The following is a 26,592-nucleotide window of genomic DNA, read 5'->3' as shown; positions in this document are numbered from 1 at the left end:
TACGCCTTTGACTCTACATTTAAACTCAGCGAGGTGGTTTAAGTACAATTATTTAGAACCATGTTGCGCCATATCTTCAGCTTTATTCATGTCTAAACTTGTATTTCTCTGGAAAAATTCGTCGAGAAGTTTAAAGAAATATTCAAATCCGGCTTTTTCATCATGGCAAGATAGCATAATCAACTTTGCCCAAGAGGTAACTGTTGTTACCCCAAACTTTTTTTGCAGCCAAGGTTGAAATTCATCGTAAAACTTTTCTTCTTCCTCGGTCATGTCAATTCTTAATTCGCTGCGAGAAAACTCATAACCGACTAAAAACATAAATAAGTCACTTACAGAAGGTCGTCCCAGATACATTCCAGGTCTGAGTCTAATTTTTTCTACCACTTCTAATAGTCCACTCATATTTATTTCATCATCTACTCTGATTATTTATAGAAATTCTAACTCTTCAAAAACAAATTGTTCACTTGGACAGTGAAAATCACGTAACCAATCTTCTCTCGTCATTCCTTCAGTAGATAGATTATCGAAAACTCGTCCTAATACTTCTACTCCATAGTGAGTTCCATTTTCGGTAATTGATTCATTGGGATTACAGCGATTGCTAGTTATAAAAACTTCATTTCGTCTTTTAGTTTTAAGCTGAATAATCCTACCCTCAATGCTATTTTTTGCTAACCATTGCATAACTGCTTTGGCACATTTATCACATTCGAGTAGAGGGAATTTTACTACTATTGTGCTAATTGCATAATAAACTTCCTCTTGTGATAATTGACTCACCTAGCCTCCTCGTGATTCAGTCATTTACCAAGAGATGTCTACGACGGGCTATTCGGCGTCGCCTTTTAGTCTACATTTAAACTCAGGATTAAAGCCTTGACATTCTCTAGCTTTCAGCAATTGCCTAACCTGATCACCAGGCTGACAACTCATCAAAATTGCCCCAACCGCAGCCAGTGTAACAACTGTGGCTAGTCCCAGCACTGTAGCTCGTTTTCTAGATTTGATTGTACTAACTAAAGTTTCTATCCTAGTGGCATTACCAACAACCTCAATGGACTTAAGTACTTTCAACGCAATAGCTGCATTAGCATAGCGACGTTTGCGATTGCGTTCCACCATTTTCATTAACCACGACTCAAAACGCGGACTGATTTGAGGAACTAATTGCTGGAAATTAAAGTGATAGTTATCATCAATTAATTTCCCAATCTCAACCGAAGGGGTATTAGTAAGTAAGCAAATTAGTGTTGCTCCTAAACTATATAAATCTGATGCCTTAGTCAGAGAATGACCAAACTGTTCCTCTGGCGGTATAAACCCTGGGGTTCCAGCTATAAAGCTACTAAGAGCTATTTTTGCACCCTGTGTTCTCGCTAACCCAAAATCAACCAGATAAGCATTTAGTTGTTCATCAACCAAAATATTCTCTGGCTTAATATCCCGATGAATAATTGAAGAAACTTGCTTTTGTAAATAAACTAAAATTTCTAAAATTGACAGAGCAATTTGCTTAATTTCTTCAGGATGAAAGCTGCGTTTTAAACCCAAGGACGGCGCATTTTTATATTCCTGCACCAAATAAAAAACCCCTGGCATCTCAAAGGAATCTATATAGCGAGGGATGCGGGAATGATTCAGTTGTTGCAAAACTTCAATTTCGCGCTGATATGCTTTCACACCTGATAAATCAGCACCAGCACGAGCAAAACAAAACTCTTTAATTACTACCTGTTGATTAGAGTTGAGGACATTAGCTAGATAAGTAATCCGTCCCCCTTCTCTATTGCGTCCTAGTTCGCTGATAACTTGATAGCCTTGTTCAGAAAAATCTGGATGGTGATTTAAGGGAATTACCCTTTTATGTCCATTATGCACATCAAGCTCCATTTCACACTGCATACGAGTTTCATTATGTCAAGGTGCGATTAAAAAATTTAGATCCATTCACCCAGATTGTTAGCCCCATTTTTACCCTACCTGGGACAAGGCATATCGGCAGAAAGCTTGTTTGCGTGCGTTTCTCGGCGCGAAATAATCACCTTTGCCCTAGCCAATCAACAATCTGGGCATTGACAACATCTGGAACCTCATCGTGGGGACAATGACCGGCATTGGGAATGGGAACAATTTTGATTTCTTTGCCATTCTCACGCGCCTTTTCGTAAATCTTTGCCCCGGTAATTGGTGTCCAAGGGTCGTCAGCACCCCAAATTACTAATAAAGGACGTTCGACTTTGGGCAAAAGTTCCTCTGGACTTGGGCCAGGAGGCGCTGTGAGAATGGATGCGAAGACTTGTTGCGCTCCTGGGTCACAAGAGGGAGTATAAAGTAAATCGACTAATTCATCGGTGACGGCTTGGCGATCGCGGTAAACTTGATAAAGGGTACGGCGAATCTGGGATTTTTGGCGAATGCGGTTATAGACAAATTTACCTGTAATTGGCGATCGCACAAACCGATTAAAAGCTGCCATCACCATCCGTAGCGGCGGGTTCAATTCGTGGGGACGATGACTCAACCCACCCGCAGAGTTAATTAAAATACCGCCAGCCGCAATTTCTGGATGTTCTACCAGTACAATCAAGCTTAAAAGTGCGCCAATGGAGTTGCCAATAAAAACAGCAGGTTCGTCTATGTGTGCCGTGCAAAAATCTTTCAGCAATTCCACCCAAACTTCGACACTGTAATCAATGGGCGCTTTATCAGAACCACCAAAACCTAAAAGGTCTATAGCAAATACCTGGTAGCCAGCATTAGCTAAAACTGGGATATTTTTGCGCCAGTGGCCAATAGAAGCACCAAAGCCGTGAACCAATACCAAAGGGCATCCTGTGCCCATAACAGTGTACTGGATTTTGTAGCCTTGCCAATTCCAAAATAATTTTTCAAAAGCGTCTTGGGTTGCAAGCTGCGGTGTAGTTACAGTCATTATTAATCTTAATAAAGGTTCAGTATTGGCTCTACTTATAGTACAAAAATTACTCGAACAAATGCAAGGAAACATTCAGCTATAAAGTGGCAATCGATGGACAACATTTAGAGGATGTCTGAAAAGTATCAAATATTTGTTGATCCCCCCTAACCCACGCCAGTCGCTCTACTTGGGGAGACCCCTCTGAGCGACTGGCTCCACTTAAAAAAGGGGGGAATAAGAGTCTTAAAGCCGCCCAATTTATCGGGGGATTTAGGGGGATCTCCAAGAGTTAGGCGCATACAAAAAAACTTTTCAGACATCCTCTTACCAATACAGTTCAGTTAAGCATTTTTTCTTCTCTCTGTTTCCTCTGCGCCTCTGTGGTACCCTGCGGGAAGCCGAAGCGTCTACGTAAAAAAATCGACTTTGATCAAAAGTTTTAGCCTTAACCCAAGCCTATTGCAACATTACCAAACCATATTGGGCGTACATCTGTCCCCACAGCCAATTCTGATGTCGCAAATATTTTTGTAACTGGTATGGGATAATTGAAGCAAATTATTAAATCCAGAAAAATGTCATTACCTATATCTTCCACACCTCAAGGTTTTAGTGCATTTATTACTAATTTAGGAATCCGAGATACAACAGATGATTTTGTATTTATTAAATCATCAGTTCCTTGTGTTGCTGATGGAGTCTTCACTCAAAGTCTTTTTGCTGGACCAAGTGTTACTATTAGCCGTGATAACTTAAAAGATTCACAAGTACAAGGAATCGTCGTTATATCTAAAAATGCCAATGTAGCTAATGGCTCTATTGGCATCGCTGATGCCCAAGAAGTTCTACAATTAGTTGCAACTGAAACTGGAATTGCTGCACATAACATTGTCATAGCTTCTACAGGTGTAATTGGTAGACGTTACCCAATTGAAAAAATCCGAACAGGTTTATTAGGATTAGGCAAAAAATTGACTGATGCTGATTTTCATGCCGCCGCCCGTGGTATTATGACCACCGATACAGTAGCGAAACTAGCTACACGACAAATCGGAAATGCCAAGCTAGTAGGAATTGCTAAAGGTGTCGGGATGATTGAGCCTAATATGGCGACTCTCCTAACTTTCTTTTTTACTGATGCGGCAATTTCTGCAAATAGCCTTCATTCTATTTTTCGCTCGACTATAGATAAAACCTTTAACTGTCTGAGTGTAGACACTGACACTTCTACTAGCGACTCCGCCGTGATTCTAGCTAATGGTTTAGCTGGTGAAGTTTCCGAAGCAGATTTTGCTAGTGCATTGCAAGAAGTTGCACAAGAATTAGTGCTGAAAATTGCCAGAGATGCAGAAGGTGCTACCAAGATTATTGAGGTAACTGTAGATTCGGCGATTAACTATGCCCAAGCGAAAAAAGTAGCTAAATCAATTGTGAATTCACCATTAGTAAAAACCGCCGTCTATGGAGCAGATCCAAATTGGGGACGAGTTGCTATGGCTATAGGCAAATGTGAAAATGAACAGCAGATAAATCCAGAACGAGTTGTCATTAGTTTTGATAACGTGAAAGTTTATCCTAATACCTTAACTAATGAAAATCTGGAACAGTTGCGGCAAATTATGTCCAAAGATCAAGTAGATATTCATGTTAGTCTCAATATTGGTGAAGCATCTGCAACTGTATGGGGTTGCGATCTTTCAGAGGGTTACATAGAAATCAATGGCAAATACTCGACTTGATTAAGTAAATATACTTGGCGATTAGAAATGGCGGCGAGACAAACGTACTCTTTTGGAGAACCCGTTGGTGCCGCCTCTCGAAGAGAAGGGTAGGCCGCCTGCGCGGACTCAAGGAATTGGAAACCTGCGTAGGCGGGTAAAGTCTCGTGTAGCTGCGTTCGCCCTACAGCCCTTTGGGCATCCTACGGCAGGCGTGCCGGAGGCATCATTCCATTCGCTAGGGCTTTTTATAAAAGTGAGAAACTCCCCATAATATTAGTCCTCATGTAGAGATGGATAAGTAGCGCAGGTAAACTCCAACTTACCAATTGCTTCGTTAAAAAAGCTGACACCTGTGGACATTATGTAATATAATATGTTACACTAGGAATGAGTTAAATTAAAAAGACTTCCTAACTAGGACAGTACGGTGGAAATAAAATCACCATTTGTACGCAGTTAGCTTACATTATGAGAAAACTTTTTTAAAATCTCCTATTTCACACAAAATAACTCGATTAACGTTGCATAACTAATAAATATGGATTTTGACTATTTTAGAAGCAATGAAGGCAGTCCTACAAATAATACCAAGCAAAGCTTGATTGCTTGCGGTTGGCGACCGTTTAACCGAGAATTGGACTGGGAGTTTTTGTGGCAAATATTGTATAGTGACTCCCGCGAATTAACTCAAAAAAGTTTGAATTTAGCGAGTAATGTTGCTGATATTTTGGGACGAAATAATTATGCTTGGTGGGCTAACTTATTAAGTGTTGTATCTGATAATACCCGCTACGAAGTTGAAAAGTTTTGGAATTACATCACACCAGATCCTCAATCACCAGATCATCGCTACAAAGATGTTTTGAGTACGGAAACGCCCATCGTCCAATTTGTCAGTCGTAGTAGCATCCCTATTGATTATGTTCTGAACCGACTGCAAGAAATTACCGTACTGCGAGTTTTAGGTGTGTTGGGTAGTCCCGACATTATTACCCAGTATCACTCAGAAAGAGATTTTTATTTTCCTATAGATAAATTTATTAGTTGGGAACGTTTAGATGTTATCAATACTGTTTATGCTTACTGGGCAAAGCATGACATTTGGTTGCAAATTGATCCCTACGATCGCGGGCGACGACAATATAGTTTAATGGCGAAAAATCTCGCGCCATTAATTAACAAAGCGACTTACGACTTAGCGGTGATGCTGAGTGGATATCAAAGTCGTGTAGGTAAAGTTCATAGTCAATTTAACATTCGGACATTTCCCGCAGATATCCAAAACTTTACTGATTCTGTACAGCAAGCGATTTTGAATCAAAACCAGTTAGCGGTTGTTGTACACGGGCAACCGGGTACTGGTAAAACAGTGTGGACACAGGCAGTAGCCAAAGAAATTCTTGTACCATTAGGGTATGTAATTTTTATTTTAGATCATGATGCGATCGCTAACTTTGTCCCCCCAACTTACATAGAGCGTATTTGTATCGTTATTAACGAAGCTGATAATCTAGCGCAAAATCGCGCTTCGGAGGTAGCGCAATACAATAACAAAACCGAACACATTCTAAGTTTGCTGGATGGCACTTTGTATCAGAGTGTAATTGATGACTCTGGTATTCAGATGCAGCAAAGGTTAGTTGTCTTGATGACTTGCAATACTACTGAAAGATTAGATCCAGCCATGTTACGTAAGGGCAGGGTGGATTTAATATATGAGTTCACGCAACTATTTGTTTAAACTACACCACTCCCTACTCCCCATCTCAATCGTAGTCTAATTGAAACTCTGGTAAAAGTAGATTTACCAGAGTTTCACCTATTTTTGCGATACAATCTGATGCTCTTTGCGCCAAGCTTGGGGAGGTAAACCGTGATGTTGGCGAAACTGGCGGGAGAAATGAGATACATCCTGATAGCCCAATGCTTTCGCTATCTTCTCGACTGTCTGATCGTTATTTTGGAGTAAAAAACGCGCTCCCGCCATCCGGCGTTTGACAATCCAGCAATTTACAGTCTCTCCTGTTTGTCTTGCTACCCGGTTAGTTAAGTAAGCAGGTGAGTAACCAACAGCAACAGCCACATCACACAAAGTAATTCCTTGATGATAATGGGCTTCGATAAAGTCGAAAACTTCTTTTAATTGGGGAATAGAGGGAAAGATTGACTTAAAAGGAATGTTGGCTTCTTTATCAGGGGCTACGGCAACATCTCCAGTATTATCTACAAATACTGATTTTGGAGGTTTCTCGGATTGAATAGAACACCAGTATTGGAGAGTAGCTTGCTTTTGTAAACGAGTTGCGATCGCTCTGAGCAATTCGTCTAGTGTCGAAGGTTTGGTAAGATAGTCATCTGCTCCCAATTCCATAGCTTTGCGAACATCTGCTTTGGTACTACTGCCACTCAGAAAGATGAAAGGAATAATTGCTGTCAGAGGATTTTGGCGTAGTGTACTTAAAACGCTATAACCATCCATATCGGGCATCATGATGTCGCAAATCACTAAGTCGGGTATATCCTTTTGTACTTGTTGGATGCCAACACGACCGTTGTCAGCACCTATCATATCAAAACCTTTAGCCTCAAGACCCCTTAAATAAAGATTGCGGGTAACGGTATCATCTTCAATGACGAGAATCTTCTTTGATGATTCATACATAATTTTTTATTACCACAACTTTTTGCAGAAGTTAGTCACTAAACTCTTTGGTGAGTATCTAAATAGAGATGAAATTAATCACTTCATTCCGAGATTTCTGATTGTTGACTTTTAATTAACAACTTTCTTCATTTCAATACTCATAACTCAATACTCATAACTTGGAATCGGTAAAATCTGATTTGATTAATGGCAACATCACGGTAAACGTAGTGCCCACAGCAACTTCACTTTCTACAGAAACTTGACCGTGATGTAAATCTACAAGGGTTTTGAGAATCGATAGTCCTAGTCCAGTACCAGGTATGTTATCAATATTAGTACCACGGTAGAATGGCTCAAATATTCGTTGTTGATCTACTCCTGAAATACCGATTCCCCTATCTTTGACTTGGAAAACTAATTTTTCATTTGGGCAGGATAGCTCTAAATTAATTGCTATCTTCGAGGCAGAATACTTAATTGCATTATCAAGCAAATTCTTCAAAATCGGCTCTAACAATTTTTTATCTATATGGGCTGTTAGAGAATTAACTTGACTTACAAAATTGATTGGATTTTGGCTAACACTCATCTGCATTTGTGCAACTAAATCCTGACAAAACTGAACCAATTCAAGCGGCTTTGGCTCAAAGTTTAATTTGGCTGCTTCTGCCTTAGAGAAGAACAAAATATCATCCAACATCAGGCTCAGTTGTTCGGTGGCTTTCTGAATATGATCGAGTAGGGGTTGTATTTTCTTCTGTGTACGTTTGTCTACTTCTTCCTTTAGTAAACTATTAGAAAATGAAACAATATTCAACGGAGTTCTGAATTGATGGCAAACCATAGAAAGAAAACGCGCTCTAAGTTCGCTAAGTTGTTTAGCTTGTTCTAAAGCTTGGTTAAGTCCTAATTCTGCATATTTGTAATCGGTAATATCGATAGCTGCAATCATTTCTACTGGTTTTCCTCCAAAATCCAGCCCTCCATCAAGGTTGGCAACCGCACAGGCTAGCCAGCGCTCTGTGCCGTTTTTTGTCAGAATATTCATTTCCTGATATTCAAAGTTACCTGCTTCACTCTGCTGACGTACCTGCCTACGTTTTTTGCTCTTAATCAGTCGGCGAAGATCAAAACCTGTTAGCAGTTCCGCTTTTGTGTAGCCAGTGAGCTGCTCTACTGCCGGATTTATATAGCAAAGCCGCGTACCCTGAATCAGAAAAGTGCTAGCATCTGTTGTTTCTGCTAAAGTCCGAAATCTAGTTACATTCAGCCGTAATGCTTCTTCAGTCTGTTTCGATTCAGTAATGTCCCAAATACTCCACACTCTACCAATAATGTTGCCCTCAAGCCACTGAGGTTTAGAGTAGTGTGCAAAAACTCTCCCATCTTTCAATTCTAGGATGTCGTAGCTCTCAAAATCAGATTGGCTAGACACTTCCCAAATCAACCGACTAAAGGCTTGGGGATCTTTAAGTTGGTTCTCAAAAAAGGCTTTGCATCGAGGACATTTCTTAGATAATATTAGAGACTCCGGGATCTGCCACATATCCACAAATTTCTGATTCAAGCTCAGAATATCTCCCTCAAAGTTAACTGCAACAATACCAATGGCAGTAGATTCGAGAGTAGAACGAAGTAAAGAAAGAGATGATTCTAGTTCTATTTCTTTGGACTTGAGTTCAGAAAATTCCTGTTGTAAATTGTCTTTGGCATCCCTTAATTCATCAGTCCACTTTTGCACGCTCAGTTCTACTATTTCATCAGTTTTCTCACGAGCAAAGGCACAGCCAAATTCCATATCTTGCTGTTTTACATAGTTCATGGATATTTCTACCAAAAATATCCTACCCCCTTTTGTCCGATAACGAGATTTAAAGGTAAGAGAACCATGTGAGCTAATTTCTGACCAATTGTGTAGAGAAAAGTCTACATCTATATCATGCAGCCTCATGGAAAGTAATTCCTCGCGGGAATATTCAGTCATCAGGCAAGTGGCATCGTTGACGTAAAGAAACTGCGCGTTTGCCCCTAAACAGAAAGCAGCATCGACAGCGTGATTTATTAGGAAGTGAGCAAACTTCATCTCTACTTCTGGTTGTAGTGCCCGTTGATTGTGCGATTTAGCTAGTGTATATTCGCCGGAATTCATATTCCTACTTCCTCCTGATAATCAATCAGCACCATAGCTATTAATGAGTTAATAGTCATAATTTACTAAAATCTTTGATGTATTCTTCATGTGTTAAAAACTAAAATTAGTTAGGTAATTAAAAATATTAACTAATTATGTTAACAAAACTTATCATACCAAAGAAACCGTGAAATACTAAACAAAATTTTCCGAAAAAAACTAAATACTTAAAAATTTTACTATTGATTTAAACAGTTTTTTAGAACGGAAAAAAGTTTTGAAAAATCAAATACAGATTAGTCAATAAATCTTGTTGAATAAAAGTTAAAAACTGTTAATTTATCAGTAGAAAAGATTTTTTAAATTTAAATTAGCCCGCACCATAACTAACGAATAGTTCACCAATCTGAAATTGTTAGGTTTCGACTGGGGAAAAGTTAAAGGATAAATATATTTATCCTTTAACTTTTCCCTCGCCAAGGACTTTAGGGAAATACTAGTACACCACGGCGGAAGTTTGCCTGCCTTTAACCAGTTGCTTGAGAAGGGGAAATTCATGAGTTGTCCCTACTTGTCTAGTTAATTGAGACGGTAGTTGGATTTACGCCGTGCTGTACTAGTGTAGAGTCGTTTGATTTTCAACATAAACGCGATGTGTAGTACTGGATCTGCCTGAAATGAACAAATTTCATTGATCAACTTATTTACTTAATTTATCTTAACTTACTCTCTCAGGTATCTAACTATAGAAAAATATGCTTAGTCATCCGTCGTAAGAAGTACATTCGCTCCAAAAAATACGTATAAGGTTGTGTTTGTTTTGTTATCAATAAACATTGTATTCTTGCACTAAATATATTCACTTAGGCTTAATGTTATAAAAACATATTTTCTAAAGAAATTACGTACTTAAGGCTTAGTCATCTATCAAAGAGAATATAAAAAGTTAAGAAACCATGTCTTTCTGGTTACAAATAATTGACTCAAAGAGTTTTTGGTGGCAATATAAAGACCGCTAAATCGGCTCATTCTTTAATAAGGGAACTCCAAGAAATAAATTATCCAATATTGTGGGGTGGGCGTCTCGCCCGCCCCACAGGAGTTAATTGGATATTTTTTTATTTGGAAGTCCCTAACCGCATTAAAAGATTTTCTATTGTAAGTTGACTAATGTGTAACTTCTGCGATGCCTAGGTTGGGCTACGCCTACGCAGCTGATCAGTCTTTCAGAATGACTCAGTTGCAAATCTCGCAATCACCACAAAAGCGAAAGAATTGACACCCACATCAAAAGATTTTTCATTGCAAATTAGGCTTTTATCATCATCACCATCACAGCTTAAGAACCTCCCCAAGCGGTTTAGTAAGTACATCAGCTCGATGAAAGCTAGTTATATTAAGCTTTGTAAAGATTCTGAGACACGCTTAAATTGAGGTTAGTTGCTAGTCTATACACCTTTACATGATTTAGTTTTTCCCGGTCAATCTACTTAAGTAATGTAGTCATCACCAGAGAAGCGAAAAATTTGACACCCACATCAAAGGATTTTTGATTGCACAAGGGTCTTCGTCTCCTTTATTCTGATGACAAGAAGCACAGCCCCAACTGTTGTGTGCTTTGGGTAAAAATTTTTTGGTACTGCGCTCACAAGCATCAATCAGCAGCGATTAACCATTTCGACTAGCGACCAAGCAAGGTCATAGCTGTAGTAAACAACAGAGTTGTTTGTATTAAATATTTCTAACGCTGTGATTGTAAACGAAAAAGCCTTTGTATAACTTTCTGTAATTAAGTGAAACCAATGAGTCAAAACTATACTGGTTCAAACTCTCCTCTCATCACCACTGAGCCATACAAGGAACTTCCAGCAAACAGGTATGTAGAATCTGTGTCTGACTCCCGTAAGGTTGATGAATCAAAGAATAATGGTGGAATTCAGCCTTTTATAAACGACGAAACAACCCCAACGCTCTCAGTTGCCGATGCGATCGCTCAAATGTTGGTAAATTTAGGAGTAAGCTACGCTTTTGGTGTCGCCGGTGGTGCGATGGCCAGCCTTTGGGGGGCGCTATCCAATAGCAGTATACAAGTGTTGAACTTCCGCCATGAAGCAGGAGCCGCATTTGCAGCCACCGAAGCATACTTTGCCAATAATCGCCCCACTGTAGTTTTTACCACAGCAGGGCCGGGGATCACCAACGCCCTCACCGGATTATTTGCGGCTCGTGGGGAAGGTGCAAAGGTAATTTTGCTGTCTGCTTGCACCTCAGCGCCGCAGCGTGGACGTTGGGCTATTCAAGAAACCAGCACTTATACATTGCCCAGTGGGGGAATTTTTACCCCAGGAGCGCTATTCAACTATGCAATCACTATTGAATCTGCGGCTCAATTACCGCAGATTTTCCGCAAACTAGCTTTAGCTTTGGCGCAACCAGGCGGATTTGTTGCCCATTTGAGTATTCCCACTGCTGTACAGACAAGTTTACTTGAGGATATAGCCTTACCCCAACTAGATATTTCTCCTTTTCCGATGACTGCTTCCAAAGAAGCGATCGCAAAATCTGTAGAGTTATTATCATCTGGCCCCTTCGCTATCTGGGTTGGTTTCGGTGCCCGTGACGCAGCAACCGAAATCCTCCAACTTGCTGAAAAAACTGGAGCCGCCGTTATCTGCTCACCCCGTGGTAAAGGCATTTTCCCCGAAGATCATCCTCAATTTGTGGGTGTCACAGGTTTAGGCGGTCATACTTCCGTCTTAACTTATATGGAACAGCAGCCCCCACTACGCACACTCGTATTAGGAACCCGCCTTGGTGAACCGACTTCCTTTTGGAGTTCGGCGCTAGTTCCCCAAGGGGGTTTTGTTCATGTCGATATTGACCCGGAAGTACCAGGTGTAGCCTATCCACACGTTGAAACTTTCGGGGTTCGGTCTGACATCAAAGCTTTTGTGAAAGAGTTGTTGCAGCAATTACCAGATACACCTGATTCCCCAACTTTGTCCCTACCTCGTCCAGAACATAAAGCGGTTGAACCTGCATCAGACGTAGATTATCCAGTGCGGCCAGAAGTATTGATGGCAGCAATTCAAAAGATCATTGTTGAAGGTAGTAATGCTGTAGTCATGGCAGAGTGCGGTAACTCCTTTACTTGGTCAACACATCTACTGCAATTTGCCCAAGCCAATCGTTACCGAGTCAGCACCGGAGTAGGCGCAATGGGTCACGCAGTTACAGGAGTGTTGGGTGCAGCGCTGGCGAACAATAGTAAGGCTGTGGGTATTGTCGGCGATGGGGCAATGCTGATGAATAACGAAATCAGCACAGCTGTCAAATACAAAATTCCCGCGATCTGGATTGTACTCAACGATGCGCGTTACAACATGTGCCATCAAGGGATGAAAATCTTGGGATTAAAGGGCGCAGATGCAACACTTCCACCGACAAACTTTGCCATGATTGCTCGTGGGATGGGAGCAGAAGCGATCGTAGTGGTGAGAGAGTCGGATATTGAAGCTGCATTAGAACAAGCGATCGCATCAACTGTTCCCTTTCTCATCGATGTAGTAATTGATGCTGATCGCCCAGCACCTTCTGGTGGACGTAACAAAAGTTTGGCTGCACAAGGAGTTAAATCAAGTGCCGCTAAAAATTTAGCCAAGCAAGTTTCATTCCCAATGATTTGATTCTAAAACTTGGCAATTTCATTCAACTTGTTATAGACACTAAAACCCCCAATCAACCGGACTTTGTAACACATATCTGATTGTTACATCCGCACTTTTACTCTACTCGCCAAAGGATAAGGATAAAGTACGAATCTAGAAGCGACAAAAATTATTTTCCAGCCAATAACTACCCACGAAAACTGGAACTTTAAATTTTTGATTTGTGAACACTACTTTATCCTTGCTTCATCCTATCTTAATATTTCAGACTGGTTTTGTGTCTATATCTTTACATTTCGTAACGATCATTACTTTGAGATCAAAATGCTGCTATTTGAAACTGTGAGAGAAATGGGTCACGAACAAGTGCTATTTTGTCATGGCAAAAATCCCGATATTAAGGCAATTATTGCCATCCATGACACCAGCTTAGGGCCAGCAATGGGAGCAACAAGACTCATGCCTTATATCAACGAAGAAGCTGCTTTAAAAGACGCACTTCGTCTAAGTCGTGGAATGACATATAAAGCTGCCTGTGCCAACATCCCGGCTGGTGGTGGCAAAGCAGTTATTATCGCTAATCCTGAAAATAAAACAGATGATTTATTAAGAGCTTACGGACGTTTTGTTGATAGCTTGAATGGGCGTTTTATTACCGGACAAGATGTAAATATTACCCCTGACGATGTAAGAACAATCAGTCAAGAAACTAAATATGTTGTTGGAGTATCAGAAAAGTCCGGAGGCCCTGCTCCCATAACATCACTAGGAGTTCTTCTCGGAATTAAAGCTGCTGTAGAATCTCGTTGGCAGAGCAAAAGACTTGATGGCATGAAAGTTGCAGTTCAAGGCTTAGGAAATGTTGGTAAAAATCTTTGTCGCCACTTACATGATCATGATGTCAAGCTTTTTGTTAGCGATGTAGATCCAGCCAAAGCAGAAGAGGTAAAACGACTTTTTGGTGCAACTATTGTAGAACCAAGCGAAATTTATTCACTTGATGTAGATATATTTGCTCCTTGTGCTTTAGGAGGAATTCTGAATAGTCAGACAATTCCTTTATTTCAAGCTTCTATTATTGCTGGTGCTGCTAATAATCAATTGGAAAATGAGCAACTACATAGTCAAATGCTTGCCCAGAAGGGGATTCTTTACAGCCCTGATTATGTAATTAATGCCGGAGGGCTAATTAATGTTTATAACGAAATGATTGGTTATGACGAAGAAAAAGCTTTCAAGCAAGTCCATAACATCTATGACACGCTGTTAGCAATTTTTGATATTGCTAAACAGCAGATAATTACTACCAACGATGCTGCCAGACGACTAGCAGAAGAGCGAATTCAGAACGGTAAGCAAAATAAGACTAAAGCGATCGCCGCTTAATTATTATTATCTTCAGGAGTGAACAATGGAAAAAAATACCTTTGCAACATCAGCTTATATTGCTACTTCACCAGAGAGCGCCTTTGAATACCTTTGCAGTTTAAAAAACTTGGACGAATGGACACTTTATAGCCGGATGAAAGAGCAAGTTGACGAAAATACTTGGCTGGGAACTGCATCGGGTTATCACAAAAATCTTTACTATCACGTTAAAAAACTGGAAAACCCGCTTTTCTACGGCATTGAGTGGCACTGTGGATTAGAGTATCAGAAATATTTTCAGGTTTACCCTGTTTTGCTGTTTCCTACAGACTATATCGAGCCAGGAACAGATGAAAAAGGTGTGTACTTTCACTGGTTGAGCTTTGTCGATCCCAAACGGCAGACTCAGATGATTATGCAGGGAATTCATACAGTACATACTTCCGAATGTCGTTCTCTCAAAGGCAACTTAGAACGCAAAGCCGGTCTGACCGCAGCAGCCAAAGGTCGGTATTTTATCGATACTGACACCATCTATGTTGATGCTCCCATTGAAATTGGGATTGAATACTTAAAAGACTTACAAAACATTGATGAGTGGGCGCATTTACTACGACCAAATGGCGAGATTACTTCAGAATCAGGTGAATTCAAAGATGAATATGACCAAAAAGTAAAAGTTTCTGTGCGTCTGCATAGTTTGAGTAAATACTACTTACTTGAACAGGAGCATTTTTATCCAGACTACAAATATTATCAACGTTCTGTAGCCTTACTCATCCCAACCGCATACTCCTTCGCTGACCCAGAAGCTTCTGGTTTCATCCTGCATCGAATCACATTCTGGAAAACAGATGGAGCTGTCACCCACGGCAAACTTCAAATTGAAGACTTTGGCGCTGAGAGCATGAACATCAAACGTTTACTCGAAGCCAAAGCCGGCAACCTCAAATCATTTGATCGGGGAATGAGCTACCTACCAAAAATCCAAGAACCACTACTAACTAACTAAGGGACTTCCAAATAAAAAAATGTCCCAAAACTTACCTAAAAACCCTCTATATTTCTCCTTTCTCTGTGTTCTCTGTGGCTCTGTGGTTCGTTTATTTGGATAATTTATTTCTTGGAAGTCCCTAAAACCTCAGCGTTCCTCTGTGCTTCCCTTAGCGTTCCTCTGCGTTTAAAATTCCCCACCATTAGCCGTATTGCAACACATGAAACTGAAACAACTAACTATTACCTTCCTAACTTTTTGTGTTGCCGCTTTTTCGGGAATGAAAGCTGCCTCAGCTGCATCATTTTCAGTAATCGCCGATGGTCTATATAATGCCGGTGGTTTGAGCTTTGGCCCTGATGGTAATCTCTATGTTACAGAGGCGGGAATCGGGGGAAACGGAGCTTGTGTACCCCCAGCAAGTGGTCAAGGTGATTCATTATGCTATGGCACAAGTGGTGCAGTTACCAAAATTGAGAATGGTAAAACCGAGCGGATACTTACAGGACTTCCTTCCTTAGCATTACCAGATGGGACCGGAGCAGCAGGACCTCGTGACATTCAATTTGATGCGAAAGGTAAACCTTATGTTCTGATTGGGTATGGGGCTAATCCAGCCTTCCGCGATCGCAATTTAGGTTACACTGACCTCGGTAAAATCATCGCTCCCGATTTCAATACCAACTCTTGGACGACTATTGCAGATTTAGCTAACTATGAACTCGCCAACAATCCCGATGGTGGTGATGTCGGTAGCAATCCCTTGGGTTTTGCAATAGATGGCAATAAATTAGTTGCCGTTGATGCAGGTGGAAACGACTTACTCAGTGTTAATACTGATGGCACTAACTTGCAAGCTATTGCCACCTTTCCCCAAGATATATTAACTAATCCCGTCTTTCCACCTTCTGGTACTCCATCCAATGAACCGGCACAGGTACCATCTCAAGGTGAAACGGTGCGATCGCAGTTTGCAACCCAACCAGTACCCTCAAATGTGGCCAAAGGCGCTGATGGCGCTTATTATGTCAGCCAGTTTACTGGTTATCCCTTCCCAGAAGGTGGGGCAAAAATCTATCGAGTCGGTGCTGATGGCAAGTCAACAGTCTATGCAGAGGGTTTTACCCAACTCACAGACTTGCAATTTGATCCTGCGGGCAATTTGTATGCCTTGCAGTACGCCAATCAGTCAGCTTGGAAGGGTAATCTTGATGGTTCTGTAATCAAAATAGCTCCCGATGGGACACGTACAACTCTTCTGAGTGGCAATGGCTTAGAGTCGCCTAGCGCCCTAACTATTGGTGCTGATGGTGCAGTATACGTCACCAACCGAGGCGATCGCCCTGGAGAAGGACAAGTTCTCAGAATTGAAAATATTCAGTCTGTTCCTGAACCTGATTCTATTTTAGGCGTACTAGCGATCGGTGCCTTGGGCGTTACTTGGTTGCACAAACAGAAAAGCCCTCCTGAATTCTTCTTGATAAAAATTTCCCCAAACAAATTATTTAATACTCAATCTCCAAAGGTATGAAACTCAAATCATTTGCCCTTACATCTGTTACATTTTGTTTTGCTGCTATTTGTGGAACACCATCTGTACAAGCTGTAACCCTAACGAAAATTGTTGATGGAATCAGTAATGCACGGGGTATTAGCTTTGGCCCTGACGGTAGTCTCTACGTAGCCGAGCCAGGTGTCGGCGGCAACGGAAATTGTCAACCATCTCCGAGTACACTGTTTCAGCCTATTTGTGCTGGTAATACTAGTTCATTAGTGAAAGTTTCACCAGACGGCACCCAACAGCGTCTACTCACTAACTTTCAATCTCTAGCAGAACAACCTACTGGCAACCAAGGCGCTGGTATTGAAGACATCCAATTCGATTCTCAAGGGAATGCTTATCTTCTGACAGGGTTTGCTGGTTATCCAGGAAACCGTGATTTAGCAACACATGACCTTGCTTCTCAATACCCACTTCCAGAAAAGCAACTCGCTACTTTCCCGCCATCAACAGCCGATAAAGTTTTGAATACACCGCTACTAGGACAACTGTACAAAGTTGACTTGAACACCGGATCTCTCACCAGTATTTTTGACTTTGCCAAGAATGAAATCACCAAAAATCCAGACAATGGGGATGTAGTTACCAATCCCTATGACCTAACTGTTAGTGGCGATAGTGCTTATGTAGTTGACGGCGGTGGGAACACTGCTTACAAAATTAAACTTGACGGAAGTGAGTCCCAGGTAATTACAATTCCTAAAACCATCATTAGTGACTCCGACTTACCACCAGGATTACAACTACCTCCTGGACTATTAGATCAGCTTCCAGGAGGAAAAATCGCAATTCAAGCAGTACCCACAGGTGGCGCTATTGGTCCAGATGGAGCTTTATACGTTGGCGAATATACGGGTTTTCCTTATCCAGCAGGTAAATCCCGGATTTTCCGCATTGGCGATGATCTCAAACCAGAAGTTTTTCTGGATGGGTTTACGCACATCACAGACCTCACCTTTGATAAAAATGGCAACTTGCTGGTTTTACAATTCAGCGACACCTCCCAGTTAGGCGGTGACATTACAAATCTACCCGGTTCTCTGATCGAAGTTGCTCCTGACGGCACTCGCACAACACTGGTAGCCGCAGGACAAGGGCTAGATTCGGCTGATGGAATTGATATCGGTCCTGATGGCAAGATTTATATTACCAATCGCGGTGTGGGTCCAGGATTAGGGGAGGTTGTTCGAGTAGATACTACAGTGGTTCCCGAACCTAATTCTGCAATCGGTCTGATAGCTCTCAGTGTCTTAGGTGCAACTTCAATGCACAAGCGCAAACGCACCAAAGAATTAGCAAAGGTAGAGACTATCTAATTCCTCTGTATCTAGCTCTGTCAGAGAATGCTAGGACTTACACACTCAAAACCGGAAACCTCCATCGGCTTAAAAAAAAGCGATCTAAAGAACTAACTTTTTGAGTGGGTTGGAGGATCATACGTAAGTTCTAAATGCTTATAGAATAGGCTGCTGCCTCACATAGAAAGTTGGATTTCAAGCAAAAGGCAGCAGCCGAAATTTTAGAGTTCCCAAACTGAGGTCGGGAACGAAATTAGTCTAGGAACGAGTATAACTCATACAACCGGGGCTTAAAACTTATGGAATTAGTCAAAAATTTATCAATAGGCATTCTTGGTGCCGGATTCATGGTATTGGCAACAGTTGCCCAAGCCCAGGCTGTAACATTAACCTACGACAGTAGTATTGGTACTCCTGGCTTCGGTTTTGGGCAACTTTTTGTTCCCCAAGGGATAACGGTAGATGGCTCCGGGAACATCCTTGTCAGTAACGGTCGTGGTCTGAACCCAGACGGCACTTTTAACCCAAACATTGGTAACAAGGTTGAAATATTCAATCCTCAAGGTAATTATATTGGAGCGATCGGCGAAGGCGGTACAGGCCCCGGACAATTCGATGAACCATCAGCTCTAGAAATCGATCCGCAGACTGGGAATTTGTATGTAGGTGATGTTTTTAACAACCGCGTTAATATCTACAATCCCCAGGGTAAGTTCATTAAATCATTTGGTCAGTTTGGCGGTCTCATACCGGGTAGGGCTTTCTTTGGCCCATCTGGCGTAACATTTGACAAAGCTGGCAATGTGTATATAGGTGATTTTAGCGGCGACAAAATCAATAAATACACTAAGGACGGCGAACTAATTGGCAGTATTGGCACATCTGGCACTAAACCAGGACAATTTCAAGGGCCAGCAGGTTTAAGAATTTCCCCGGTTAGTGGCAATTTTTATGTTAGTGACCAGTTTAACAACCGCGTTCAGGTTCTTGATCCTCAAGGGAATCCCCTTTTCACATTTGGCAAACAAGGCAGTGGAGATGGGGAGTTTAATCAACCCATCGGCTTAGAAGTGGATGAGTTTGACAATATTTATGTGGCTGATTCTATCAACAGCCGTATCCAAGTATTTGATAAAAATGGTAATTTCCTGACGGCTTATGGTAACGCTGCCGCAGCAACAGCCCCTCAACTAGGTGAGCCACCCTTTGGCAACCCCCTCAATCTCACACCAGGCACATTTAATTGGACAGGTGGCACAAGCTATAAAAATGGAAAACTTTATGTAGGCGATTTCTTCCAAGGTCGTGTCCAAGTGTTAAACGTAGAGGGCAGAAAACAAGTGCCAGAACCTAGTCCCGCGTTGGGTTTCGCATTGCTTGGACTTGGGGCTGTTACTGTCACATTGCAAAAACGCAGACAACAAAAGCCAGTTTTCAGTTTAGAAAAGGAACTGCAAAAACAGTGCTGAGTTTTGATGTTTGAGTAGCATTGCTAGTAATCTGTCAAGTCGAAATTGATAAGTAAGCAAGTTCGTAGTAAGGACTTTAGTCCTTATCTTCTAAGCACTAAAGTCTTTACTACAAACCTTGTAGCCTCTGGTCAAGAAATAGGAGGCGGAGCCTCTCAGAATGGATTCCCAGCCTGGAGGCTGGGAACCAGTAAGCAAGTTCGTAGTAAGGACTTTAGTCCTTATTTTCTAAGCACTAAAGTGCTTACTACAAACATTCAGGATATTAACAGTTCATGCAAATTCTGATTTATTCATACAACTATCATCCAGAGCCAATTGGTATTGCACCTTTGATGACTGAACTAGCAGAAGGGCTGGTGAAGCGAGGGCATCAAGTGCGGGTAATCACAGGTATGCCTAACTATCCTCAGCGTCAGATTTACGATCGCTATCGGGGTAAGTTATACGTTACTGAACAGAAAAATGGTGTCACCATTCAACGTAGTTACCTGCGGATTAAGTCTAAACCTAACCTTGTAGACAGGTTACTGCTAGAGTTGAGCTTTGTCTTTACAAGTTTGCCACAAGCTCTTAAGGGCAAGCGACCTGATTTAATTCTCTTAACAGTGCCGCCGTTACTAGTTTGCTTACCTGCAAGCTTAATAGCTTGGCTATACAACTGTCCAGTGGTGCTGAATGTACAAGATATCCTCCCGGAAGCTGCTGTGCGTGTTGGGCTAATTAAAAATAAGTTAATGATTCTCGCTCTAGAAGCTTTAGAAAAATTCGCCTACCGAACTGCAAATAACATTAGCGTCATTGCCGATGGCTTTGTAGATAATTTAATCAATAAAGGTGTACCCGCTAATAAAATTGCCTGTATTCCCAATTGGGTAAATCTAAATTTTATCCACCCTTTACCACGAGAGAATAACTCTTGGAGAGCTACACATCAACTCAATGGTAAATTTGTAGTACTTTATTCAGGTAATATTGCTCTCACCCAAGGTTTGGAGACAGTAATAGAAGCAGCCGCTCGTTTGTGTCATTTAAAAGAAATTATCTTTGTCGTAGCTGGAGAATCCCAAGCTCTCAAAAGATTGCAAAAACATTGTCTTGCTTGTGGTGCAGATAATGTTTTGCTTTTACCATTGCAACCGCGAGAAAAACTCCCGCAAATGTTGGCAGCCGCCGATATTGGGTTGATTGTGCAAAAGCGCAATGTGATTTCTTTCAATATGCCTTCTAAAATACCACTATTGTTAGCTAGTGGTCGCCCAATTGTCGGTTCAGTTCCCGCTACTGGTACTGCTGCCAAAGCTATCCGAGAAAGTGGTGGCGGTATTATCGTTGAGCCAGAATCAGCAGATGCTTTAGCTACTGCGGTATTAGATTTATATAATCAGCCGGAACTAGCAGCACAATTAGGTCGTAAAGGCAGAAATTTTGCGGTAGAAAACTATTCACTTGAGCAAGCTTTAAATCGGTATGAAGAGTTATTTTGTGATGTGATTGCTAAAGGATCAACAACTTTAGATATCTTGCCAGAAATGAGTTCTAAGGAATCATTTATTGATATTTGAAGAGAAAATTAATACTTTTCTCCAGCCTTTAAATACAACTGCACTTTTAGATATACCTGCAAAAATATGGTAGTTGACATCAAGCAAAAAACTAGATTAATTCATCAACGTGTTTCGGTTACTTTCCACTACGAGGTTTACTTCACCCAAAATTTATTTGAGTTGAAAAATCCCACCTTAGCCCAAGTGATTGCTGCGGATGAGGAGGCAAAGCCGAAGAAAATAGTTGCAGTGGTAGACGCAGGAATATTAAAACATCAACCGGAATTGGTGAAGCAATTAGTCGCGTATACCAAGTTTTATGCAGAGGTACTAGCGATCGCAGCTCAACCCATGATAATTTCGGGAGGAGAAGCCGCCAAAAACGATCGCACTTTATTAGAGCAAATCCACCAATTCATTGAAGCCGCCGGATTATGTCGCCACTCTTACATCTTAGCGATCGGAGGTGGGGCGGTGTTGGATTTGGTAGGATATGCAGCCGCAACCGCTCACCGAGGAATTCGCCTAATTCGGGTGCCGACGACGGTGCTAGGACAAAATGATTCTGGGGTTGGAGTGAAAAATGGCATCAATGCCTTTGGTAAAAAGAACTTTCTCGGCACATTTGCGCCACCTTATGCAGTTGTAAATGATTCTGCCTTTTTGACAACCCTAGACGATCGCGATTGGCGTTCTGGAATCGCAGAAGCAATCAAAGTGGCGCTGATTAAGGATGCTAGCTTTTTTGATTTTATCCACTCTCACACCGCAGCCCTGGGGCGGCGAGATATGGATACTATGCAACAGGTTATCTATCGTTGCGCTCAGTTGCATTTAGAACATATTGCCAATGGCGGCGATCCTTTTGAAATGGGTTCGTCTCGTCCCCTAGATTTTGGACATTGGGCGGCTCATAAACTGGAGCATTTAACAAATTATCGCTTACGTCATGGCGAAGCCGTTGCCATCGGTATTGCTTTGGATAGCACTTATTCTTATTTAGTCGGATTGCTGGATTTTTCCGAGTGGCAACGGATATTAAATACTTTGTCGGCGTTGGGTTTCACTTTGTATGTGCCAGAACTCGCACAGAACTTATCACAATTGGAGCATTTTGATTGTTTGTTTCGGGGTTTGACTGAGTTCCGCGAACACTTGGGGGGAGAGTTGACTTTGACGTTGTTACAAGGGATTGGAAAAAGAATTGAGGTTCATGAGGTGGATTTGTTTTTGTATAGGGAAGCAATAGACTTCTTGCGGGAATTTAGGGTGGAATTTTAAACGCAGAGAAACGCTGAGGTTTGATGAGATTATCTATTACTTTCGGAGGAGGCGGAGGTTTTTAAATAGGGTTGATTGGAAATGTATTAGAAAAGCAGTATAAAAAGCGAATAAATTGACACCCGATCGAAAAATTATTCAATATATTATCTGCTTGATATCTAGTATTCTTAAGTAAGAAACAAAAAGGTTTTAATTACATCTTTTAAAAATAATACGCGCGTTAAGGTCGGTTGACTTAGATTGGCAGTAAATTATCTAAGTTTGTTATTGGTCAAAGAATAACTACTAATGATTGACTAAGAATTATTCTCGGGAAATTACCCATGATTGTTGATTCTCGTTCCTATAAAACCCTTGGCGGTGTAGATGTTTCTCGCTCCATCACCGAAGTTAAGATGGACACTGCCCTAGAAGATGTTCTGTTTCATTTAAATTCTCAGCGTGGAGGTTTGCTAAGGAGTAGCTACGAATATCCAGGCAGATATAAGAGATGGGCGATCGGATTTGTCAATCCACCGTTAGAATTGACTACCCAGGAAAATGCTTTCACTTTGATAGCGTGGAATGAACGTGGTCAAGTACTTTTGCCATTCTTATTAGAGCGCCTATCCCAGTCAGGACAACTTGAGAAAGTCGCCCAAGATAATAACAGTATTATAGGCTTTGTTAAAGCTAAAAAACAACTATTCACTGAAGAAGAACGCAGTAAACAACCTTCATCATTTACAGTTATCCGCGAAATTCTCCAGACTTTTTCTAGTCAGGAAGATGAGCATTTAGGCTTGTATGGTGCGTTTGGTTATGACTTGGTTTTTCAGTTTGAACCAATTACCCAACGCTTAGAACGTTCTACAGACCAGCGTGATTTGGTGCTTTATCTGCCAGATGAATTGATTGTTGTTGACTACTATCAACAACGTGCATTTTGTCTACAATATGATTTTGAAACAGCCCACGTTAATACGAAAAATCTGCCGAGAACAGGTGAGTCTGTAGATTATCGTGGCAAACATCTTCTCCCGAATCAAACTGCTGACCATAAAGTAGGCGAATACGCGAAAAAAGTTGAGGTTGCACTCGATTATTTCCGCAGAGGCGATTTATTTGAAGTTGTTCCTAGTCAAAACTTTTTTGAGGGCTATGAAGACGAACCCAGCAAACTATTTAACACCTTAAAGGAAATAAATCCTAGTCCTTATGGATTTATTTTTAATTTAGGTGGAGAATATCTGATTGGTGCATCTCCAGAAATGTTTGTGCGGGTTGAAGGTAGGCGGGTAGAAACTTGTCCAATTAGTGGGACTATTAGCCGAGGACAAGATGCTCTTGACGATGCGGTGCAAATTCGTCAGTTACTCAACTCTCACAAAGATGAAGCTGAGTTGACTATGTGTACTGATGTCGATCGCAATGACAAATCCCGAATCTGTGAACCTGGTTCAGTACAAGTGATTGGCCGTCGCCAAATTGAATTATACAGCCACCTGATACACACTGTGGATCATGTTGAGGGGACACTGCGATCGCAATTTGATGCTTTAGATGCCTTTCTTTCGCATACATGGGCAGTTACAGTCACCGGCGCACCCAAAAGAGCAGCAATCGATTTTCTTGAACAGCACGAAAAGAGCGCCCGCCGTTGGTACGGTGGAGCCGTCGGCTATTTAAATTTCAACGGTAATTTAAATACGGGCTTAATTCTGCGGACAATCCGATTAAAAGACTGCATCGCCGAAGTCCGAGTTGGTGCTACTGTTCTTTACGACTCCATACCAGAAGCCGAAGAACAAGAAACAATTACCAAAGCAGCCGCTTTATTTGAGACAATTCGGCGTGTGAAGCAAACAAGTCAGAAAGTTGATGAGTCCAGTTCTCTAAAATTAACGAAACTCCTCCCAAGTGCGGAAGTTGGCAAACGCATCTTACTAATAGACTACGAAGACTCATTCGTTCATACATTAGCCAATTACATTCGCCAAACTGGTGCAAGCGTCACCACACTCCGTCATGGTTTCTCGGAATCGCTATTCGATACAGAACGCCCTGACTTAGTTGTATTATCTCCTGGCCCTGGTAGACCAAGTGATTTTGGGGTTTCACAGACTATCGGTGCCCTTCTGCATCGCCAAATTCCTATTTTCGGAGTTTGTCTAGGACTGCAAGGCATTGTTGAAGCTTTTGATGGCGAGTTGGGAGTTCTCAACTATCCCCAACATGGTAAATCCTCACGGGTTTTTGTCACCGATTCCAATTCTGTCACCTTCAAAAACTTACCCGAATCATTTGCAGTGGGTAGATATCACTCATTGTTTGCCTTACCCCAACGTTTGCCAAAAGAACTGAAAGTAACAGCCATTTCTGATGACGACGTAATTATGGCCATTGAACATCAGACACTTCCCATCGCCGGAGTTCAATTTCACCCAGAATCAATTATGACTTTAGCGGGAGAAGTCGGTCTGGAAATCATTAAAAATGTGGTGCGTGCATATACGCAAACTGTAGAATCATTGGTTATTGGGCATAGGGCATGATAAGAACCCCACCCCCAACCCCTCCCCGCCTGCGGGGAGGGGAGTTAAAGCCCAGCTTTGGGGGGGTGGGGTTCCAGTCCGGGTATTATGCTTTGAGTTATTCTCCTTGTCTCCCCACTCTCCTAGCAGTTTATGACTAACCAAGTTACCACTTCCCGCCATATTCTCGAAGACATTGTGTTGCATAAAAGGCAAGAAGTTGCACAAATGCAGCAAGAACTACCTTTAGCCTCCTTGCGAAAACAGTTAAATACAGCCCCGACTGTGCGAAATTTCTTGACTGCTTTACAAGAAAATCCCAACCAACCGAGTTTAATTGCAGAGGTAAAAAAAGCATCACCTAGCCGTGGAGTTATTCGCGCAGATTTTGACGCAGTAGAAATCGCTCAAGCTTATGAACGAGGTGGTGCAGCTTGTTTATCAGTCTTAACTGACGAAAAGTTCTTTCAGGGTGGTTTTGATAATTTGCGAAAGGTGCGTAAGCAAAGCTCGCCGGAGGCATCGCAAGTTGCATTACCCTTACTATGTAAGGAGTTCATCATTAACCCCTATCAAATTTATTTAGCACGGACAGCAGGGGCAGATGCTGTATTGTTAATTGCCGCTATTTTATCAGATCGAGAACTCCAAGACTTTTCGCAAGTGATTCACGATTTGGGCATGACTGCACTCGTGGAAGTTCATACCTTAGCTGAACTGGATCGAGTTTTAAAACTTGATAACCTAAGTTTAGTAGGAATCAACAATCGCAATTTAGAAGATTTTACCCTTGATTTAGGAACAACCCAGCAACTTTTAGCAGAGCGGCAACAACAATTACAAAGTTTGGATATCACCGTCGTCAGCGAGTCTGGACTTTATACACCTGCTGATTTATCTCTTGTCGCTGAAGCTGGTGCCCGTGCAGTTTTGATTGGAGAGTCTTTAGTTAAACAAAGCAATGTAGAACAAGCTGTGCGTAATCTTTTGAGTCTTTCTTAAACCTATTACCTAATTACTAAAATCTGCAATCTCAAAAAATGAAGCTCTGATACTCGTTAGGGACTTCCAAATAAAAAAATACTGAACTATTTCTTGTGGGGTGGGCGTCTCGCGCGCCCTTAGTCCAAGGCGGGCAAGATGCCCACCCCACAAGATTGGATAATTTATTTGTTGGAAAGCCCTTAACGGAGCTAAAAGACTCGTTAACGGAGATAAAAGACTCATTAACGGAGATAAAAGCCTCATTAACGGAGATAAAAGCCTCATTAATGGAGATAAAAGCCTCATTAATGGAGATAAAAGCCTCATTAATGGAGATAAAAGACTCATTAATGGAGATAAAAGACTCGTTAATGGAGATAAAAGCCTCATTAATGGAGATAAAAGCCTCATTAATGGAGATAAAAGCCTCATTAATGGAGATAAAAGCCTCATTAATGGAGATAAAAGCCTCATTAATGGAGAT

The 26,592-nt window shown here is 41.4% G+C and carries 19 protein-coding genes; 13 read left to right on the top strand and 6 right to left on the bottom strand.

Translation table 11 applies throughout. The annotated features are described in order from the left end of the window. Nucleotides 1-48: 48 nt before the first annotated feature. From V7K50_RS30195 to V7K50_RS30180, 4 genes are all read right to left on the bottom strand, one after another. Nucleotides 49-405, bottom strand: coding sequence for a hypothetical protein (locus tag V7K50_RS30195; RefSeq protein ID WP_334966651.1), 357 nt, complete (start codon nt 403-405; stop codon nt 49-51). Nucleotides 406-432: 27 nt separating this feature from the next. Continuing rightward, nucleotides 433-786, bottom strand: coding sequence for a papain fold toxin domain-containing protein (locus tag V7K50_RS30190; protein ID WP_334966649.1), 354 nt, complete (start codon nt 784-786; stop codon nt 433-435). 48 nt (nt 787-834) lie between these two features. Further along, nucleotides 835-1,896 (bottom strand): serine/threonine protein kinase, encoded by a 1,062-nt coding sequence (locus V7K50_RS30185; protein WP_334966735.1) that lies wholly within the window; start codon nt 1,894-1,896, stop codon nt 835-837. Between the two features lie 148 nt (nt 1,897-2,044). Next, nucleotides 2,045-2,938 (bottom strand): alpha/beta fold hydrolase, encoded by an 894-nt coding sequence (locus V7K50_RS30180; protein WP_334966647.1) that lies wholly within the window; start codon nt 2,936-2,938, stop codon nt 2,045-2,047. A 560-nt stretch (nt 2,939-3,498) separates the two neighbouring features. Between V7K50_RS30180 and argJ the strand changes: the two genes are divergently transcribed. Both argJ and V7K50_RS30170 read left to right on the top strand, forming a co-directional pair. Beyond that, entirely contained in the window at nt 3,499-4,662 is a 1,164-nt protein-coding gene (argJ, locus tag V7K50_RS30175) for a bifunctional glutamate N-acetyltransferase/amino-acid acetyltransferase ArgJ (RefSeq protein WP_334966645.1), read from the top strand. A 520-nt stretch (nt 4,663-5,182) separates the two neighbouring features. Next, a complete protein-coding gene (locus V7K50_RS30170; RefSeq protein WP_334966643.1) occupies nt 5,183-6,385 on the top strand; it encodes an AAA family ATPase in 1,203 nt (400 codons plus the stop codon). A gap of 78 nt (nt 6,386-6,463) precedes the next feature. Here V7K50_RS30170 and V7K50_RS30165 read toward each other — a convergent pair whose 3' ends face one another. Together V7K50_RS30165 and V7K50_RS30160 are read right to left on the bottom strand one after the other, a co-directional pair. Continuing rightward, nucleotides 6,464-7,306, bottom strand: a complete 843-nt coding sequence (locus V7K50_RS30165) for a response regulator transcription factor (RefSeq protein ID WP_334966641.1) — start codon at nt 7,304-7,306, stop codon at nt 6,464-6,466. Between the two features lie 154 nt (nt 7,307-7,460). Then, a complete protein-coding gene (locus V7K50_RS30160) occupies nt 7,461-9,440 on the bottom strand; it encodes a scytonemin biosynthesis sensor histidine kinase (protein WP_334966639.1) in 1,980 nt (659 codons plus the stop codon). 1,784 nt (nt 9,441-11,224) lie between these two features. Between V7K50_RS30160 and scyA the strand changes: the two genes are divergently transcribed. The 11 genes from scyA to V7K50_RS30105 form a co-directional block, all read left to right on the top strand. Beyond that, a complete protein-coding gene (scyA, locus tag V7K50_RS30155; protein WP_334966637.1) occupies nt 11,225-13,108 on the top strand; it encodes a scytonemin biosynthesis protein ScyA in 1,884 nt (627 codons plus the stop codon). 306 nt (nt 13,109-13,414) lie between these two features. Further along, nucleotides 13,415-14,476 (top strand): tryptophan dehydrogenase ScyB, encoded by a 1,062-nt coding sequence (scyB, locus tag V7K50_RS30150; protein WP_334966635.1) that lies wholly within the window; start codon nt 13,415-13,417, stop codon nt 14,474-14,476. A gap of 25 nt (nt 14,477-14,501) precedes the next feature. Then, entirely contained in the window at nt 14,502-15,470 is a 969-nt protein-coding gene (gene scyC, locus V7K50_RS30145; RefSeq protein WP_334966633.1) for a scytonemin biosynthesis cyclase/decarboxylase ScyC, read from the top strand. 202 nt (nt 15,471-15,672) lie between these two features. Next, on the top strand, nt 15,673-16,983 hold the full coding sequence (locus tag V7K50_RS30140) for a ScyD/ScyE family protein (protein WP_334966631.1): 1,311 nt from the start codon (nt 15,673-15,675) through the stop codon (nt 16,981-16,983). Continuing rightward, a complete protein-coding gene (locus V7K50_RS30135; RefSeq protein WP_334966629.1) occupies nt 16,980-18,329 on the top strand; it encodes a ScyD/ScyE family protein in 1,350 nt (449 codons plus the stop codon). Before V7K50_RS30140 ends, V7K50_RS30135 begins: the two co-directional genes overlap by 4 nt. Before the next feature lie 281 nt (nt 18,330-18,610). Then, on the top strand, nt 18,611-19,780 hold the full coding sequence (gene scyF, locus V7K50_RS30130; RefSeq protein ID WP_334966627.1) for a scytonemin biosynthesis PEP-CTERM protein ScyF: 1,170 nt from the start codon (nt 18,611-18,613) through the stop codon (nt 19,778-19,780). A gap of 275 nt (nt 19,781-20,055) precedes the next feature. Continuing rightward, entirely contained in the window at nt 20,056-21,345 is a 1,290-nt protein-coding gene (locus V7K50_RS30125) for a glycosyltransferase family 4 protein (protein ID WP_334966625.1), read from the top strand. A 66-nt stretch (nt 21,346-21,411) separates the two neighbouring features. Then, entirely contained in the window at nt 21,412-22,608 is a 1,197-nt protein-coding gene (locus V7K50_RS30120) for a 3-dehydroquinate synthase (RefSeq protein ID WP_334966623.1), read from the top strand. 326 nt (nt 22,609-22,934) lie between these two features. After that, nucleotides 22,935-25,145 (top strand): anthranilate synthase, encoded by a 2,211-nt coding sequence (locus tag V7K50_RS30115; protein ID WP_334966621.1) that lies wholly within the window; start codon nt 22,935-22,937, stop codon nt 25,143-25,145. 132 nt (nt 25,146-25,277) lie between these two features. Beyond that, nucleotides 25,278-26,126, top strand: a complete 849-nt coding sequence (gene trpC / locus V7K50_RS30110; RefSeq protein ID WP_334966619.1) for an indole-3-glycerol phosphate synthase TrpC — start codon at nt 25,278-25,280, stop codon at nt 26,124-26,126. A gap of 166 nt (nt 26,127-26,292) precedes the next feature. Next, a partial coding sequence (locus V7K50_RS30105; protein WP_442944684.1) for a hypothetical protein occupies nt 26,293-26,592 on the top strand: 300 nt, incomplete at its 3' end.

Origin of the sequence: Nostoc sp., assembly GCF_036917135.1 — a bacterium.
Taxonomy (GTDB): Bacteria; Cyanobacteriota; Cyanobacteriia; order Cyanobacteriales; family Nostocaceae; genus Nostoc.
Note: the sequence above shows the minus strand (reverse complement) of the source record. Positions and strands in the feature narration are given on the sequence as shown.